The 14,480-nt window shown below is 62.9% G+C and carries 14 protein-coding genes; 7 read left to right on the top strand and 7 right to left on the bottom strand.

Annotated features, from left to right (window positions below; genetic code table 11):
* Positions 1 to 184: 184 nt before the first annotated feature.
* From ACSQ3L_RS21100 to ACSQ3L_RS21090, 3 genes are all read left to right on the top strand, one after another.
* A complete protein-coding gene (locus tag ACSQ3L_RS21100) occupies positions 185 to 583 on the top strand; it encodes an NADH:ubiquinone oxidoreductase subunit NDUFA12 (RefSeq protein WP_292186869.1) in 399 nt (132 codons plus the stop codon).
* 123 nt (positions 584 to 706) lie between these two features.
* Positions 707 to 1,297, top strand: coding sequence for a DUF2155 domain-containing protein (locus tag ACSQ3L_RS21095; RefSeq protein WP_436161668.1), 591 nt, complete (start codon positions 707 to 709; stop codon positions 1,295 to 1,297).
* A gap of 75 nt (positions 1,298 to 1,372) precedes the next feature.
* Positions 1,373 to 1,759 (top strand): hypothetical protein, encoded by a 387-nt coding sequence (locus tag ACSQ3L_RS21090; protein ID WP_436161667.1) that lies wholly within the window; start codon positions 1,373 to 1,375, stop codon positions 1,757 to 1,759.
* 31 nt (positions 1,760 to 1,790) lie between these two features.
* Here the strand turns inward: ACSQ3L_RS21090 and aat are convergent, their stop codons facing one another.
* The 6 genes from aat to ACSQ3L_RS21060 all read right to left on the bottom strand — a co-directional run bounded on the left by aat (position 1,791) and on the right by ACSQ3L_RS21060 (position 7,102).
* Positions 1,791 to 2,408: a leucyl/phenylalanyl-tRNA--protein transferase gene (gene aat / locus ACSQ3L_RS21085; RefSeq protein WP_436161666.1), complete on the bottom strand. Its 618-nt coding sequence runs from the start codon at positions 2,406 to 2,408 to the stop codon at positions 1,791 to 1,793.
* Positions 2,409 to 2,420: 12 nt separating this feature from the next.
* On the bottom strand, positions 2,421 to 3,764 hold the full coding sequence (accC, locus tag ACSQ3L_RS21080; protein WP_292186862.1) for an acetyl-CoA carboxylase biotin carboxylase subunit: 1,344 nt from the start codon (positions 3,762 to 3,764) through the stop codon (positions 2,421 to 2,423).
* 10 nt (positions 3,765 to 3,774) lie between these two features.
* Positions 3,775 to 4,233 (bottom strand): acetyl-CoA carboxylase biotin carboxyl carrier protein, encoded by a 459-nt coding sequence (gene accB, locus ACSQ3L_RS21075; protein WP_013531358.1) that lies wholly within the window; start codon positions 4,231 to 4,233, stop codon positions 3,775 to 3,777.
* Positions 4,234 to 4,259: 26 nt separating this feature from the next.
* Positions 4,260 to 4,694 (bottom strand): type II 3-dehydroquinate dehydratase, encoded by a 435-nt coding sequence (aroQ, locus tag ACSQ3L_RS21070; protein WP_292186858.1) that lies wholly within the window; start codon positions 4,692 to 4,694, stop codon positions 4,260 to 4,262.
* Between the two features lie 150 nt (positions 4,695 to 4,844).
* The gene (locus ACSQ3L_RS21065; RefSeq protein WP_436161665.1) at positions 4,845 to 5,648 is read right to left on the bottom strand and encodes a DsbA family protein; all 804 of its coding nucleotides are present in this window, start codon (positions 5,646 to 5,648) and stop codon (positions 4,845 to 4,847) included.
* Positions 5,649 to 5,707: 59 nt separating this feature from the next.
* Positions 5,708 to 7,102 (bottom strand): M48 family metalloprotease, encoded by a 1,395-nt coding sequence (locus ACSQ3L_RS21060; protein ID WP_436161664.1) that lies wholly within the window; start codon positions 7,100 to 7,102, stop codon positions 5,708 to 5,710.
* Between the two features lie 145 nt (positions 7,103 to 7,247).
* On the opposite strand from ACSQ3L_RS21060, the gene ACSQ3L_RS21055 reads away from it, so the two are divergent.
* On the top strand, positions 7,248 to 8,396 hold the full coding sequence (locus ACSQ3L_RS21055) for a pyridoxal phosphate-dependent aminotransferase (RefSeq protein WP_436161663.1): 1,149 nt from the start codon (positions 7,248 to 7,250) through the stop codon (positions 8,394 to 8,396).
* 4 nt (positions 8,397 to 8,400) lie between these two features.
* Positions 8,401 to 9,366 carry a glutaminase gene (locus ACSQ3L_RS21050; RefSeq protein ID WP_436161662.1) on the top strand — a complete coding sequence of 322 codons (966 nt, stop codon included), beginning with the start codon at positions 8,401 to 8,403 and terminating at the stop codon, positions 9,364 to 9,366.
* A gap of 102 nt (positions 9,367 to 9,468) precedes the next feature.
* Here the strand turns inward: ACSQ3L_RS21050 and ACSQ3L_RS21045 are convergent, their stop codons facing one another.
* Positions 9,469 to 12,468 (bottom strand): Rne/Rng family ribonuclease, encoded by a 3,000-nt coding sequence (locus ACSQ3L_RS21045; RefSeq protein ID WP_436161661.1) that lies wholly within the window; start codon positions 12,466 to 12,468, stop codon positions 9,469 to 9,471.
* 89 nt (positions 12,469 to 12,557) lie between these two features.
* Here ACSQ3L_RS21045 and ACSQ3L_RS21040 point away from each other — a divergent pair, with 89 nt between their 5' ends.
* Together ACSQ3L_RS21040 and ACSQ3L_RS21035 are read left to right on the top strand one after the other, a co-directional pair.
* Complete coding sequence (locus tag ACSQ3L_RS21040; RefSeq protein ID WP_436161660.1) at positions 12,558 to 12,923, top strand: hypothetical protein; 366 nt, start codon at positions 12,558 to 12,560, stop codon at positions 12,921 to 12,923.
* 200 nt (positions 12,924 to 13,123) lie between these two features.
* Positions 13,124 to 14,386 carry an N-acetylmuramoyl-L-alanine amidase gene (locus ACSQ3L_RS21035; protein WP_436161659.1) on the top strand — a complete coding sequence of 421 codons (1,263 nt, stop codon included), beginning with the start codon at positions 13,124 to 13,126 and terminating at the stop codon, positions 14,384 to 14,386.
* The last annotated feature ends 94 nt before the right edge of the window (positions 14,387 to 14,480 follow it).

The raw sequence follows: 14,480 nt of genomic DNA, 5'->3' as shown, positions 1-14,480 counted from the left end.
GCGCGCAGAGCTTTAGAAAGACCGCAAAGGCTTGGCAAGCGTGCATCCTGCGGTCGAGAAGATCACAGGCTTGTGTCGGGTTTCCGGCAAGCCATTTGCGCGCTCACCGTGGCAAAAGCCTTGCCTTCGGCAAGGCCTGACGCCATAAGCAGGAAACGGGCGCTGTCGGCGCGAGGGTTCTGAAATGAAGACTTTCCTTACGCAGTTTTTCACCTGGTGGAACAGCCAGACGCTGGGAACGCGCCTGCACACCTGGCGGCATGGCAAGAAGGTCGGCCAGGACGAGACTGGCAACGTCTACTACGAGGGCGGCATCGATTCGGAAGGCCGCACGCGCCGCTGGGTCATCTACCGCAACTATTCGGAAGCCTCCGCCATACCGCCCGGCTGGCACGGCTGGATCCATCACCGGGTCGACGTCGCGCCGGCGAGCGAGGACTACAAGCCGCGCGACTGGCAGAAGCCGCATCAGCCCAATCTGACCGGCAGCCCGGCCGCCTATCGCCCGAAGGGCTCGGTGCTGACCAACCAGCATCGCCCGCAGGTCACGGGCGACTACGACGCCTGGACGCCGGGGTCGTAGCGACGGGGTGCAAGCCGGTCCTTTATCGCCACAATTGGTGTTTAGCTGCTTGCTGATCAGAAAACGGCGACTAGCCTTGGCGATCGACAGAATCACCCCGGCGCGAACCACCGGTATCCCTATATGAGCTTTTTCAAACTGACATCGATGGGCGGCCTGACATTAGCCGCCGGCCTTGCCGTTGGCACCGCGGCCTTTGCCGCTTCGCCCGAACCCGCACCGGTGCCGGCACCGCCCGCGGGATCGGAGCGGGTCACCAATCCCGTCGCCGAGTTTGCCGGCATCGACAAGATCACCGGCCGCATCATCACCTTCGATGTCTATATCGACGAAACGGTGCAGTTCGGTGCTTTGCAGGTGACGCCGCGCGTCTGCTATTCGCGGCCGCAGAGCGAAGAGCCGAAGACCGATTCCTTCGTCGAGGTTGACGAGATCACGCTCGATCGCAAGATCCGCCGCATCTTCACCGGCTGGATGTTTGCCGAAAGCCCCGGCCTCAACGCCGTCGAACATGCCGTCTATGACGTCTGGCTGAAGGAATGCAAGCAGAAGTCGGATGTGCCGGCGCCCGACGGCGCCAAGGCTGACGCGACCAAAGCCGACGCTCCCAAGCCCGCCGCGGCCAAACCGAAGGCCACGACCACTCCGGACGTGACAGAGCCTGATGTGACGGAGCCGGACGCTTCGGAACCCGATACGACCGACGCCAACTGATCCTCCGGAACCGCCCTGGCCACCATGCGTTGGGCCACGGACGACCGCGCATTTATGCGCAAGGAGGATTTTCCGATGTCAGACAGCAAGCGGATTATGGCCGGCAAGGCAGAATTGCTCGAGCTCGAAAAGGGGTTCTGGACAGGCGACGCGGCCTACTATGCGGCGAATGCCGACACCGAATGCCTGGTGGCGTTTCCGAAGATGGCCAAGGCGATGGACAATGCCGATCTCGCCAGGACTGCAACCAAGCCCAATCGCTGGCGGGACCTGAAGATCGACCTCAAGGGTATTATCGAGCCGGGCAGCGACATCGTCATGCTGACCTACGAGGCGCATGCGACACGCGAGAACGGCGAACCCTACGCGGCATTGGTCAGCACCGGCTACGTCCATCGCGTCAATGGCTGGAAGATGATGTTCCACGCGCAGACGCCGTTGGAAGCCGCAGCAGGGAAGTAAGAGGCACAATCGCCAGGAAAAGAATTCGGCGTCAGGGATAGAATACGGCCTCGCCCTTCAGCGCGTCGGCGAGCATTTTCTCATACTTGCCGCGCGGCACATCGACCGCGCCGAAGCGCTTCAGGTGATCTGTCGTGAACTGCGTGTCAAGCAGTGCAAAGCCTCGCGCCTTCAACCGCTCGACGAGATGATAAAGGCAGATCTTGGAGGCGTCCGTCTCCCTGGCGAACATGCTCTCTCCGAAAAACACCCGGCCGAGCGATACGCCATAGAGGCCGCCGACCAGCCGGTCCTCGCGCCACGCCTCGACCGAATGACAATGGCCTATCCGATGCAGTTCGACATAGGCTTCGCGGATCGGCGCATTGATCCAGGTCGAGCGCCGCACCGCGCGCTTTTCGGCACAGCCATCGATCGTCGCTTCGAAATCGAAATCGAAACGGATGTCGAAGGGATGTTTCTTGATCGTTTTCCGGAGGCTTTTCGGCGTGTGAAAGTCGTCAAGCGGGATGATGCCGCGCGTTTCCGGCCGCACCCAGAACACCTCCGGGTCGCCGGCACTTTCGGCCATCGGAAAGACGCCCGAAGCATAGGCCTTGAGCAGAAGGTCGGTGGGGATGCGATAGCCGGGCGCGTAGGGACGGGTCATCGCGTCTGTGCGCTACTCTTCCTTGGCCAGGTATTTTTCCAGCCAGTGGATGTCATAATCCCCATTGGCGATGTCGGCATTGCCGACGAGATCGCGAAACAGCGGCAACGTCGTCTTGATGCCGTCGACGACGAACTCGTCCAACGCCCGGCGCAGCCGCATCATGCATTCGACGCGGTTGCGTCCATGCACGATCAGCTTGCCGATCAGGCTGTCGTAATAGGGCGGGATCTTGTAGCCGGAATAGACGCCGGAATCGACGCGGATGCCGAGACCGCCCGGTGTGTGGAAATGGGTGATCGTGCCGGGCGAGGGGGTGAAAGTGCGCGGGTCCTCGGCATTGATGCGGCATTCGATGGCGTGGCCGTTGAACTTGATGTCCTCCTGCTTCACCGAGAGGCCGCCGCCCGAGGCGACGCGGATCTGCTCGTGCACGAGATCGATACCGGTGATCGCTTCCGTCACCGGGTGCTCGACCTGCAGGCGCGTGTTCATCTCGATGAAATAGAACTCGCCATTCTCGTAGAGGAACTCGATGGTGCCGGCGCCGGAATAGCCGAGATCGGCGATGGCCTTTGCGCAGATGCCGCCGATACGGGCGCGCTCTTCGGCATTGAGGGCCGGTGAGGGCGCCTCTTCCCAGACCTTCTGGTGGCGGCGCTGCAAGGAACAGTCGCGCTCGCCGAAATGGACGCCGTGGCCAAAGCCGTCGCCGAACACCTGCACCTCGATGTGACGTGGTTTTTCCAGGTATTTCTCAATGTAGACGGCATCGTCGCCGAAGGCCGCACCGGCTTCAGTGCTCGCCGTCTGCAAGGCGATCTCGAGGTCGGCCTCGGTAAGGGCGACCTTCATACCGCGCCCGCCACCGCCTGCCGATGCCTTGATGATTACGGGATAGCCGATCTCGGCGGCGATGCGCCTGGCTTCCTTTTGATCGGTGACGGCGCCATCCGAACCGGGCACGACCGGAATGCCGAGGCGCTTGGCGGTGCGCTTGGCTTCGATCTTGTCGCCCATGATGCGGATATGGTCGCCGGACGGGCCGATGAAGGTGATGTTGTGAGCAGCCAGGATGTCAGCGAACTTGGCGTTTTCCGACAGAAAGCCGTAGCCCGGATGCACGGCATCGGCGCCGGTGATCTCGCACGCGGCGACGATCTGATGGATGTTCAAATAGCTGTCGCGCGATGGCGGCGGCCCGATGCAGACGCTCTCGTCGGCGAGCCGCACATGCATGGCGTCGGCGTCGGCGGTCGAATGCACCACCACCGTCTGGATGCCGAGCTCCTTGCAGGCGCGCAGGACCCGGAGGGCGATTTCGCCGCGATTGGCGATGAGGATCTTCTGAAACATCAGGCCTGCTCTACTCGATCACGACGAGCGGCATGCCATATTCGACCGGCTGCGAATCCTCGAACAGGATCGCCGTCACCGTACCGGCGCGTGGCGAGGGGATCTGGTTCATCGTCTTCATCGCCTCGATGATCAGCAGCGTCTGGCCTTCCTTCACCTTCTGGCCGACCTCGATGAACGCCTTGGCGTCGGGCGAAGGAGCCAGATAGGCCGTGCCAACCATCGGCGAGGTGACCGCGTTCTTGGAAAGATCCGCCACAACGGGTACGGCAACGGCGGCGGCTTGCGCTGCTGCTGGCGCATAGGCCGGTTGCGGCGCCGCGATCGCGTGAACGGCCGGTGCCTGCCGCGAAACGCGCACCTTCAGGTCACCCAGTTCAACCTCAATTTCGGTGAGGTTGGTGTCGTTCAGTATGCCCGCCAGATCGCGGATCAGCTGCTGGTCAACACCGGTCTTCTTTATCGACATTTTCGAGCCTTCTGTTTGTTGGCCGGTCATAGGCGTGCGGCCAGCGCCTGTAGCGCCAGCGTGTAGCCGAGCGGCCCAAAGCCACAGATCATGCCGACCGCAACCGGCGCGACCATGGAGACGTGGCGGAATGGTTCCCGCGCATGGATGTTGGAAAGATGAACTTCGGCGACGGGCAGTGGCGCGACGGCGCGGATGGCGTCGTGAATGGCGATCGAGGTGTGGCTATAGGCACCTGGATTGATGACGATGCCGACAGCCTTGTCGCCGGCTTCCTGGATCCAGTCGACAAGGTCGCCCTCATGGTTCGACTGGCGGAAATCGATCTCGAGCCCAAGCGCCGTGCCGGCCTGCTTGCAGTCGTCGGCTATGGCGGCAAGCGTCTTGCCGCCATAGATGCCCGGCTCGCGCTTGCCAAGCGCGTTGAGATTGGGACCGTTCAGGACGAAAACCGTTTTCAAAAAAGCCGACCTTTCCCGGCGCCGACATCAAGCCGGCGCGCTGGGTCCTCTATAGTGGGCATAGCCGCCCGCGGAAAGAGCGCAAGTGCGTTCTTTCACTGTCCACAACAGGCGGAAATGTGCCCGTGAGAAATAGGCTCACGAGCAAGATCAAAGCGCGGCTTTCGCCGCCTCGATCTTTTCAGCCAGCACTTCCTGTCCAAGCGCCCCGAACACGACCTCGTTGCCGACGACATAGGATGGCGTTCCGGTGATCGCCAGCTTGTTGGCAAGGTCGTAGGTCTTGGCGAGGGCCTCGTTGATTGTCGGGTCCTTCATTTTCTCGCGCAGCGCCGCTTCGTCGGCACCGAGCGACAGCGCGACCTTGATGGCTGCCGCCTCGGTGGCGCGCCCCTGGCCGCCGAGCAGTGCATTGTGGAACTCGCCGTACTTTTCCGGCTTCATCAGGTGGAAGGCCATCGAAACGACGCTCGCCTTCTGCGAATCCGGTCCGAGGATGGGGAATTCCTTGAGCACGAAGCGCAAATCCGGATCGGACTTGGTCAGCGCCCGCATGTCATCGATGGCGCGTTTGCAGAAGCCGCAATTGTAGTCGTAGAACTCGACGATGGTGACCTTGCCGTTCGGGTTGCCGACGACGCCGTCGAAGGACGAATTGAAGATCTGGTCCTTGGCGTTCTTGATCACGCCGAGATGTGCGATGCGTTGCTCTTCCTTCTGCTTGGCCTCAAGCGCGTCCTGGACCTCCAGAAGCACTTCCGGGTTCTTCAGGAGATAATCGCGGATGATGCCTTCGACCTCGGTGCGGTCGATCTTGGTGTCGGCCGCCGCCGTCTCGACTGGCTGTGCGGTGCCAGCCCTGGCAGTCTGCGGGTTTCCGGCCACGAATCCGAAAGCCAGCATGGCCAGCGCGACCGCAACCCCCGTGGTGCCCAGCAGCAGTGCCTTTTTCATCGTTCCGTTCCTTCTACCTGTTTCCGGTCTGGCTATGTCGCAGCGCGCGACCGGAAGGTTCACTTGATCTTGGTTGATGGCTTGTAGTTTATGATATCCTGGGCGCGAAGCCAGCGCGGCTCGCCGCGTTTCATCTGCTGCTGCGCCCGCATGGCGAAAATCTTCGCATCCTTGTAGTTACCAGAATAGAAATGGCCTTCGGCGGTGGCGAGTTCCGCGCCCGGTATATCGCCCAACTCGCCATAGGCCTGTGCCAGATAGCGGTATCCGGCTGAATTTTCCTTGTCGCGCCCGAGGCCGTTGTTGATCTGCACGACTGCTTTTTTCAGAGAGTCGGGCGTGCCGACGGCCATCAGCGCCTGTCCCATGGACACCGGCAGCAGGCCGGACCGTGCCGTATCGAGGCTGATCGCCTTGGCGTAGGCGTCGGCGGCTTCCTTGGGCTTGTTTGCCTTCATCAGGATGTCGCCGCGCAGTTCCTGGAAATAAGCGTTCTTCGGCTGAGCCTTGATCAGTGCATTGGTCTTGGCGAGCGCGGCGGCGATGTTGCCGAACAGGTAGGTCGACTGGGCGTCGCCATATAGCGCGGCGAGGGTCCCGTGCATCTTTCGCATCAGCCGCGACGCCGCCGCCTGGCCTTCCATGTAGACGGCGATCTTCACCCGCACCATGTCATGGCGCTGCTGCAGCGCGGGCGGGTCCAGCCTGTCGACATTGGGGCTCTGTTTCACCAGCACTTCGAGGTTGGAGATACGATCCTGCGGCATCGGATGGCTGATCCGGTAAGGATCGACTTGCGCGCCCGAAAGCGACAGCGCAGTCTGGAAGCGGTGGAACGTCTTCAGCATGCCCATGCCGGACTGGCCGGTGGCGTTGAGATAGGTGATCGCCGAGCGGTCGGCCGTCATCTCCTCGGTGCGCTGGTAGGCGAGGATGCTGCGCTGTGCCATCTCGCCGCCGCCGGCCGCCACGCCCATGCCCGCACCGGCGAGGCCGCGGCTGTTGGTGGTCGCACCGGCGACCATGGCGCCGGCGCCAAGCAACGTCGCAATGACGGCCATCGTCTTGGCGCGTTCGAGCTGGTCGCGCAGTTTCTGCTGGTGGCCGCCGGCGATATGGCCCGCTTCGTGGGCAATGACGCCGATGATTTCGTTGGGCGTTTCGGCCGTCATCAGCGCGCCGGTGTTGATGAACAGCCGGCGCCCGGTGACGAAGGCGTTGAAACTCTGGTCGTTGACCAGGACGATGTCGATGCCGTCATTCGCCAGGCCCGCCGCCTTGAAGATCGGCCGCGCGTAGTCGCGCACCAGCGCCTCGATCTCGGCGTCGCGCACAACCGGCACGTTCTGGGCGAAGGCGCTGACCGAACTCGCCATTGCGACGACAATGCCAAGCGAAAGCGTCGCGAAGACGCGCGCTGCCTGGGCAATCGTCGATCTGGGTCGGCTCAACATGATGGCTCCACTGGTAGACGAGCGGGCGAAAGATGAAAAGTCGGCGCCGGAAACTTCCTCAACTTGTGATCCTCACATCAATCGGGCATTTGTGCGGCACATGCGCCAGGGGCTTGGCGCGCTTGATCGTCGGGATAGGGATAAAATGGTCGTTTCACTCTCACGCCGTGGCAATGTCGAGCCCTTCCATGCCATGGACATTCTGGCAGAGGCAAACCGGCTGAAGGCCGAGGGTGTGCCGGTTGTTTCGATGGCCGTCGGCCAGCCTTCCGACCCGGCACCGGTCCTGGTTCGCGCGGCCGCGACCAAGGCGCTGCAGGACGGACGCATCGGCTATACCGACGCGCTGGGCCTGGCAGGTTTGCGCAAGGCGATCGCCGGACACTACGCCGATCACTATAGGCTTGAGATCGAGCCCGACCGGATCGCGGTCACCACCGGATCGTCGGCCGCCTTCAACCTCGCCTTCCTGGCGATGTTCGATCCGGGTGACCGCGTTGCCATCGCGGCGCCCGGCTATCCCGCCTACCGCAACATCATGGCCGCGCTGGGCATCGATGTGGTCGAGATCGAACTCGGCGACGCCGCCTACCTGCATGCAGGCCATCTCGAGACCGCGCACCGCGAGAAACCGCTGAAGGGCGTGCTCTTCGCAAGCCCAGCCAATCCGACCGGCGCGGTCATTCCGGCCGATGAACTGGCGGCCCTGGTGAGGACGGCACAAGAACTCGGCATCGCTGTCATCTCCGACGAGATCTACCACCGGCTGGCCTATGCCGCCCCCGACACCACGGCGCTTGCCTATGGAGGCGACGTGACAGTGATCAATTCCTTCTCCAAATACTATTGCATGACCGGCTGGCGCATCGGCTGGATGGTGCTGCCGGAAGGCCTGGTGCGGCCGGTCGAGCGCGTCGCCCAGAGCCTCTACATCTCGCCGCCGGAACTGTCGCAGGTCGCCGCGATCGAGGCGTTCAGGGCGACCGACGAACTGGAGGCGGTGAAAGGCCGTTACGCTTGGAATCGCCAGCTGTTGATGAAACGCCTGCCGGAACTCGGCTTTCCGCTGGCGGCGCCCATGGACGGCGCCTTCTATGCCTTCTGCGATGTCACCAGGCACACCAACGACAGCATGGCCTTTGCGCGAAAAATGCTGGCTGAAGCGCATGTGGCGGCAACGCCCGGCCGGGACTTCGACACTCAGGCGGGGCACCGCACGATGCGGTTTTCCTACGCCGGCAGCCACGACGACATGGTCGAGGCAATGGCGCGCATCGAACGCTGGTTGAGGTAGAGCCATGCCGGAACTCGAACAGGCCCCCAAACTTGATCAGGCCCCCAAACTTGATCAGGCATTGGCTGAAGTCGCCGCCGAAATGGCCGATCGCACCGATCGCGGTGACGTCGCTTCCTACATTCCGCAGCTGGGCAAGGTCGATCCGAAGAAGTTCGGCATCGCCGCGGTCACCAATGACGGCCGCGTGCTAATGGCGGGTGACGCCGAACAGGTGTTTTCGATCCAGAGCATCTCGAAAGTGTTCACCCTGACATTGGCGCTCGGCAATGTCGGCGACGCGCTGTGGCAGCGGGTCGGGCGCGAACCGTCAGGCAATCCGTTCAACTCGATCGTGCAGCTCGAGCACGAGAACGGCATTCCGCGCAATCCGTTCATCAATGCCGGCGCCATCGTCATTTCCGACATCCTGCTCGCCGGCCACCAGCCGCGCGAGGCGATCGGCGAGATCCTGCGCTTCATCCAGTTTCTGGCCGACGACGAGACGATCATCATCGATCGCGAGGTCGCCGCGTCCGAACGCGCCACCGGATATCGCAACTTCGCGCTTGCCAACTACATGAAATCCTTCGGCAATCTCCACCATGCGCCGGAGCTGGCGCTGGGCGTCTACTTCCATCACTGCGCCATCGCCATGAGTTGCCGGCAACTGGCGCTCGCCGGCCGCTTCCTCGCCAATGGCGGCAAGAACCCGGCGACCGGGCATTCCGTGGTGTCGGCAGAGCGGGCACGCCGCATCGGCGCGATGATGCTGACCTGCGGCCACTATGACGGCTCCGGGGATTTTGCCTTCCGCGTCGGCATCCCCGGCAAGAGCGGCGTCGGCGGCGGCATATTGGGCATCGTGCCGGGCGTGGCTTCGCTTGCCGTCTGGTCGCCCGGCCTCAATGCCAACGGCAATTCCAAGCTGGGGTCGATCGCGCTGGAAAAGCTGGCCAGGATGATGAACTGGTCGATCTTCGCGCCTTAACCGTTCGCGACCCGTCATGACGCCAGATATGAAAATCCCGCGCCGTCTTTCGATGGCGCGGGATTCGTTTTGTCAGAAAATCAGTTCAAATGCTTGAAAGGTTTAGAAAAAGCCCTTCCGCTGCCACCAGCCGGCGCGCTTCGGCTTGTCCTCGGTCTTGGCCGCGGGTTCTTCCGCGACGGTCGAAGACACCACCGGCTCGACCGGCGCATTCACCGCCGGCTTGCGCCGCGACGGGCGGGCCTTCGGTGCCGCCTCGACGGCTGCTGCTGCCTCGTCTGACGCAGTGGCCGGCGTCTCGGCCGGAGCTTCCGCCTTGATGGCCGGTTCGTCCGCGACGATTTCGGCCGCCGCCTTCTTCGGCTTGGCGACACGGCGTGGCTTCTTCGGCTTCTCCGTGCTCGGTGCGTCGTCATTGGCCGGAGCAAGCGCCACCGGCTCTTCGGCTGGTGCGGCAACGACCGGCTCGCTGGCGATCACCTCGGTTGCGCCTTCAGACACGTCGGCTGTTTCGCCGGCGCTTGCCTCGGCTTCGCCTTCGCCGTCTTCGCGGCGATTGCGTTTGCCGCCGCGCTTGCCGCGCCGACGCTTCTTGCCCGGGCCTTCGTCCGAAGTGCCCAGGCCTTCATCCGAAGTGCCCAGGCCTTCGTCCGAAGTGCCTTGACCCTCGTCCGATGCCTCAACCGTTTCGGAAGCTTCGGCAACACCAACAGGGACGTTCTCGTCCGCTTCCGCCTCGCCGTCGGCTGAGTCCGAAAACTCACCGGCTGGTGCGGAGACGGAAGTCCCTTCCGCAGGTGCGCCATGTTCGCGGTCGCGATCCTTGCCGCCGCGACGACGCCGGCGCTTGCGACGCTTCCGGTCGCGGCCTTCGCCTTCTTCGCCACCGGCAGCGGGGCGGGGCTGTTGCTGCGGCTGCTGGCGCGGTTGTTCGGCCTGCACCGGCGCCTCATCCTCTTCCTCGATGACGACAATCTCGTCGTCGGCCTCTTCCCGCTCGACATAGGCCGGCAGGCTGCGCAACTCGACAAAGCCTTCCGGCTTTTCAGCCAGCGCGCCGCGGAAGATCGCATAGTGCTGCGAACCAACCGAATCGTCGGCCTCGATGGTGATCGTCAGCCCGAAGCGGCTTTCGAGTTCCACCAGCGTGCCGCGCTTGTGGTTGAGCACGTAGAGTGCGGTCGCCGCCGGTGTCCGCACCGTGATGTGGCTGCGCGAATCCTTGAGGAGGAATTCCTCGATCGCCCGCACCACCATCAGCGCGACCGACGAATCGGAGCGCACATGGCCGGTGCCGCCGCAATGCGGGCAGGGCTTCATGGTCGATTCCAGCACGCTGGCGCGGATGCGCTGGCGTGACATCTCCATCAGGCCGAAATGCGAGATACGGCCGACCTGGATGCGCGCGCGATCGTTCTTGAGGTGATCCTTCAACCGCTTCTCGACGGAGCGGTTGTTGCGGTTCTCCTCCATGTCGATGAAGTCGATGACGATCAGGCCGGCGAGATCGCGCAGCCTGAGCTGGCGCGCGACTTCCTCGGCCGCTTCCAGATTGGTGTGGAGCGCGGTGTCCTCGATCGAGTGCTCCTTGGTGGAGCGGCCCGAATTGACGTCGATGGCAACCAGCGCCTCGGTCTGGTTGATGATGATGTAACCGCCGCTCTTCAGCGTCACCTGCGGCTGCAGCATGCGGTCGAGCTGCGCCTCGATGCCGTTGCGCACGAAGATCGGCGTCGTGTCGCGGAACGGCTGAACCACCTTCGCGTGGCTCGGCATCAGCATGCGCATGAAGTCCTTGGCCTCGCGGTAGCCTTCCTCGCCGGAGACAAGAATCTCGTCGATATCCTTGTTGTAGAGGTCGCGCACCGAGCGCTTGATCAGGCTTCCTTCCTCATAGACCAGGGCAGGGGCCGTGGACTGCAAGGTGAGACTGCGGACATTTTCCCAAAGCCGCATCAGATATTCGTAATCGCGCTTGATCTCGGCCTTGGTGCGGCTCTCGCCGGCGGTGCGCAGGATGACGCCCATGCCTTGCGGCACTTCGAGATCGGCAACGACCTCCTTGAGGCGTTTGCGGTCGACCGCGCTGGTGATCTTGCGCGAAATGCCGCCGCCACGTGCCGTGTTCGGCATCAGCACCGAATAGCGGCCGGCGAGCGACAGATAGGTGGTCAGGGCCGCACCCTTGTTGCCGCGCTCTTCCTTGACGACCTGCACCAGCAGGATCTGCCGGCGCTTGATCACTTCCTGGATCTTGTACTGGCGGCGCACCGGCTTGCGGCGGTTGCGCACCTCTTCCAGCGCGTCCTCGGCACCGACCGATTCGACCTCATGATCGTCCGCATGCGAGGACTGTACTTCCTCCAGCATGCCGCGATCATTGTCGCCGGACGTCGCTTCGCTGCCTTGTTCGGCCTGCGGGACGACGTCGGAAATCACATCGGCTTCGACCGAGGCGGCGATCGACGTCGGGCCGCCCTCGCGGGTTTCGGCTTCGTCCTCATCAGCGGAATCCTCGCCATGTCCGGACGCATCGGCATGTTCCGAAGTATCGGCATGTTCCGAAGTATCGGCAGCATGTTCGATGATCTCTGACGTGTGAGAGATGTCCTCGACAGTAGCGCCAGCGCCTTCGCTTGCCCAGGCAGCTTCGCTTGCCTCGTCGGCAGCTTCGCTTGCCTCGCCGGATTCGGCTGCATCGCGCTTGTGCTCGCCGCGGTCGCGGGGCTTGCCGCCGCGCCGGCGGCCGCGCCGTCCACGATCGCGGCTCTGGCGATCATCGCCGTCGCCGTCCTCGTTCTCCTCGTCCTCAGCCTCCTGCGCTTCCGCGCGCAGCAGTGCCTGACGATCGGCGACCGGGATCTGGTAGTAGTCGGGGTGTATTTCACTGAAGGCGAGAAAACCGTGACGGTTGCCGCCATATTCGACAAAGGCTGCCTGAAGGGAGGGCTCTACGCGCGTTACGCGGGCTAGGTAGATGTTTCCTTTGAGCTGCTTCTTGTCCTGGGATTCAAAGTCGAATTCTTCAATACGGTTACCGCGTACGACGACAACGCGTGTTTCCTCCGGGTGGGAGGCGTCTATCAGCATTTTGTTGGGCATTATTTCGTTTCCTCCCGGCAGCCGTCAGCCGCAGCTTGCGGGGCAAAGCCCGCTGCTGCGTGTCTGGAGTGTGGGTGCCGGATGTCTGAATGTCCGCCGGCCGCCGCTTGAGCGCCATGGCGGTGCCGCCCGCAGCCATACTGGCGCGGTTTGATGCGGACCTTTCCATGATTGCGCTTGAAGCCATCGTCACCAGCAGAACCTTTTTGAACCAAAGCCCGGGCGAACCGGACCAGCTTGTTTGCTCATACAGAGCCGGCGCGGGAACAAACCCGGCCGTTTTCCTCACGCAGGCGATTCCCCCGCCACGGGCGCACACCTGCGAAATTCGTCGCGATCACCTGGACCCTTTTCGCGTGAAGCGAAAGGAGCCGCCTTTTTCATCTGACCCTGTAGCAGGAAGCTGCGGAGGAGGGCGGTTCCAGGATTGCAGTGATCCACCATCGCTTTTATGATTTGGCGGGGTGGAAGGCAACCCCGATTTCCGATGCCGGCAAAAAGCAGTTCCGTAACGTAAGCCTGGGTTTCGACCCTTCCATGAAAAGGCTTGGTTAACCTTCTCTGGATACCAATCGTTAATCGAGTTCGCGGCCTAACCGGCAGTTCGACGAAACGACGGGGCGCCTTGCGCCAAACCGGAGCGACTGGAGAAGAGATGGGACTGGCAGGCTTCACAGACAAGGGATGTCGTGTTGGCGGCCGGATTCTCGGCGCCTTCTGCCTCTTGCTGCTGCTGGCGATCTCTTCGGGCTTTTCCTCAATCGCCAATGCCGCCGATGCTCCACTCGTGGCGAAAGGCTACAAGATGGCCGGCGATGCCACCAAGATGCGCATCGTCATCGATTTCGATCGCGAACCCGATGTCAAATGGTTCCTGCTGCGCGGGCCTAACCGTCTTGTCATCGATCTCGCGAATACGAGGTTCGCCATTGATGCCAAGGACTTGAAGGCACGCGGCCTGGTCAAAGGCGTACGCCTGGGCGAGCTCGCCGAGGGCGTTTCGCGGCTGATTCTCACCGGCAAGGGACCCTTCGCCGTCGACAAGCTCGATGTGCTCAAGAACGAGGACGCAACCGGCTACCGCATCGCCATCGACATGTCGGCGGCCTCCGCACGCGAGTTCGACACCGCACTGGCCAATCAGGCGCTGACCACCGGATCGACGGTTTCTACCGACAAGGGCGGGCGGGTTGGCAGCGGACCGGTCTCCAATCCCGGCCATCGCTTCACCGTCGTCATCGACCCCGGCCATGGCGGCATCGACGGCGGCGCCGAGGGCCTGAACGGCACCATCGAGAAGAACGTCACGCTGGCCTTCGCCACGGAACTGCGCGACAAACTCGCGGCCGTCGGCAATTACGATGTCTTCATGACGCGCGACACGGACGAATTCCTGCGCCTGGACGACCGCGTGCGCATTGCCCGGCAGCATGAGGCCGATCTGCTCATTTCCATCCATGCCGACACAATCAGCGTCAAGGGCATTCGCGGCGCCACCGTCTATACCGTCTCCGACAAGGCTTCGGACCCCGAGGCGCAGGCGCTTGCCGACCGGGAGAACCTCTCCGACCAGTTCGCGGGCATGGAAATCAAGAACGACAGCAAGGAAGTCACCGACATCCTGATCGACCTGATCCGCCGCGAAACGCACAATTTCTCGATGAGTTTCGCCCATACGCTGGTCGGCCAGCTTTCCACCAGCGTCGGCCTCATCAACAATCCGCAGCGTTCGGCGGGCTTCAAGGTGCTGAAAGCACCCGATGTGCCGTCCGTGCTGGTCGAACTCGGTTATCTCTCGAACGCCAAGGACGAGGCACAGCTGCTCAACGCCGACTGGCGGGGCAAGGCGGCCCAAAGCATAACCAATGCCGTCGCGCTTTTCGCGTCAGCCAAGGCCGGAGCGAGGGCCGGGGGCTGACATGACCGGCGGTGTCTGCAACCAGAGGCAGCGTGGCTCGGCGACAACACCCGGTGCTTTTATTTCCGGCGCGAAGCCGCGAAATTCGGCATTG

This window comes from Mesorhizobium sp. LjRoot246 (assembly GCF_964254115.1).
Taxonomy (GTDB): domain Bacteria; phylum Pseudomonadota; class Alphaproteobacteria; order Rhizobiales; family Rhizobiaceae; genus Mesorhizobium.
This window is presented reverse-complemented; position numbering and strand designations above follow the sequence as displayed.